This is a genomic window from Myroides odoratimimus (assembly GCF_030326305.1).
Classification (GTDB): Bacteria; Bacteroidota; Bacteroidia; order Flavobacteriales; family Flavobacteriaceae; genus Flavobacterium; species Flavobacterium odoratimimum_A.
This window is the reverse complement of record NZ_JACAKB010000068.1, coordinates 1-2,318: the sequence shown is the minus strand read 5'-3', so window position 1 is coordinate 2,318 and position 2,318 is coordinate 1. Positions and strand designations below refer to the sequence as shown.

Sequence of the window (2,318 nt, the reverse complement as noted above, 5' to 3'; positions counted from 1 at the left end):
TGTTGAACTAAACCTTCGGTAGCTTTTCCGTTAGAAGTCATATATTTAGGATATTAAAAAAATAAAATTATGGTAACTAAAAAAAATCTCCGGAGGAATTAAGAGCGAACAAATATTTGAATCGCGCTTGTAGTGAAATTAATGGTTTCTCTGAACTTCTGCAACGTTTCGAACGAAATATTTCCATTTTAGGTAGAAGTAAACGCACTTTTGATAATTATTCCCGCCATGTGGCTGCAATGGCACTTCATTTTGGCTGTTTACCTACCGAATTAGATCCCGAACAAGTTAAAGACTATCTTTTTGAACTACAACAACGGTCGAATTCTCCTTCTCAATCGTATTTTAAACACACGGTTTACGGACTAAGGTTTCTATTAAAAACCGAAAATCTTCCGTACGATTATCTTCATTTACCTTCCATTCCTAAAGAAAAAAAACTTCCCGTAATTCTTAGTCGAGATGAGATTTGGAAATTGCTTCAACATGCCGATTTACTTAAACATCGCATTTTAATTGGTTTGATTTACAGTTGTGGACTTCGTTGTATGGAAGTGAGAAACATCGAATTAAAGCATTTAGATTTTGATCGGAAACTCCTTCATATCGTTCAAAGTAAAGGGAAGAAGGATCGTTATGTTCCGCTTTCTGATCATATCATTCGAGGGATTAAAAAATATATTTCAGTCGAACATCCCACCACATTTTTATTTACGGGTAATACCAAAGATACCAAAGGATTTGATTCTCGATACAGCCAACGCGGTGTTCAATGGGCGATTCAATCGGTTTGTAAAAAAGCAGGTATTTTAAAAGATGTGCATACACACACGCTGCGCCACAGCTATGCGACCCATTTATTGGAAGATGGTGTAAATATTCTGCAAGTTCAGAAATTGATGGGGCATGAACGCATCGAAACTACGATGGAATATTTACATGTTTGTCAGCTCGAAAACCAAAAAATACACAGTCCAATTGATACCGTTTTTGCGCTATGCAGCCGCAATGGGAAGTAGCTGATGTGCTGAGAAAAGTTGATTTATCCCATCAAAACTTCACGGTTCATCAGGAGAAAACACTCCGAGCACTGACTTTATGCCGAACTGCTGCTTTGGGCGGACATGTAGATGCGTGTGATACCTGTGGAAACATCAACATCAGTTACAACAGTTGTCGCAACAGGCATTGCCCGAAATGCCAAGGTCATAAACGAGAAGAATGGATTCAGGCGCGCGAACATGATTTATTGCCCTGTTCGTATTATCATGTGGTTTTTACTATTCCAGATTCGCTTAATGGTTTGGCGATTCATCAACCACAATTGATTTATAAAATCTTGTTTGATTCGGTTTGGGCAACGCTTTCTCAATTTGGTAAAACCGACGGTTTGCAATTGGGTATGATTGCTATTTTACATACTTGGGGACAAAATTTGAGTTTGCATCCGCATCTACATTGTATTGTTCCAGGTGGAGGAATTGATGCAAATGGTAAGTGGAAACGAAAGATAAAAACCGATAGATACTTGTTTGCAGTAAAAGCCTTGAGTAAGGTTTTTCGTGCCAAATATGTAGCCTTGTTGCGCAAAGAAAAATTGGCAGATGCTCAAGTCTTGCAAAGTTTGTTTGAAAAGGATTGGGTGGTTTATGCCAAGCGCCCCTTTGGTGGTCCCAAACAAGTCATTGAATATTTAGGGAGATATACGCACAAGGTGGCTATTAGCAACCATCGGATTAAAAACGTAACTCATCAAGAGGTTACCATTCATTACAAAGATTATAAAGACCACAGTAAAACCAAGCAATTAACATTAAAAAACGAAGAATTTGCCCGCCGCTTTAGTTTACATATTCTGCCTAAACGCTTTGTTCGAATTAGGCATTACGGTATTTTAAGTAGCAGTTGGAAACGGGGTAAATTGCAACAATTACAAGAAGATTTAAATATCATTCGACCGATAGTTGAACCTAAAACACAACATCGAAAATGTTATTGTTGCAAAGTTGGTAATTTGGTTACGTTACATGTTTTTGGGCAAAGAGGTCCGCCAAAAGCATATCTTATCGAAAACACAATTGCTTCTGTGAATTAGGTTTTACGGGTAAGGGAACCTGTGTTTAATTGTTCCAAAAAACACCAAAAAACAATTGAAACAGCACAACTTTAACCATAAAAAAAGCAGTAATCCTAAAATTACTGCTGGTATATCTTAAAGTCATACTTCGAAAACTCCATAATACGTATTAAGCTTCCTACGGTTCCGTTCAACGGGCTTTCATCTCGTGCCCTCCGGGCAAGACGAAAGCTTAGTTATT

2 protein-coding genes are annotated in these 2,318 nt (G+C 37.8%); both read left to right on the top strand.

What is annotated here, in order from left to right; genetic code table 11:
• Positions 1-116: 116 nt before the first annotated feature.
• Complete coding sequence (locus HX049_RS18260; protein WP_073028679.1) at positions 117-1,019, top strand: tyrosine-type recombinase/integrase; 903 nt, start codon at positions 117-119, stop codon at positions 1,017-1,019.
• Positions 998-2,095, top strand: coding sequence for an IS91 family transposase (locus HX049_RS18255; RefSeq protein WP_090410542.1), 1,098 nt, complete (start codon positions 998-1,000; stop codon positions 2,093-2,095). The genes HX049_RS18260 and HX049_RS18255 overlap by 22 nt, the downstream gene beginning before the upstream one ends.
• The last annotated feature ends 223 nt before the right edge of the window (positions 2,096-2,318 follow it).

Excerpts from the sequence above, each read along its gene's own strand:
- HX049_RS18255 (WP_090410542.1), top strand. The coding sequence starts at position 998 with ATGCAGCCGCAATGGGAAGTAGCTGATGTGCTGAGAAAAGTTGATTTA.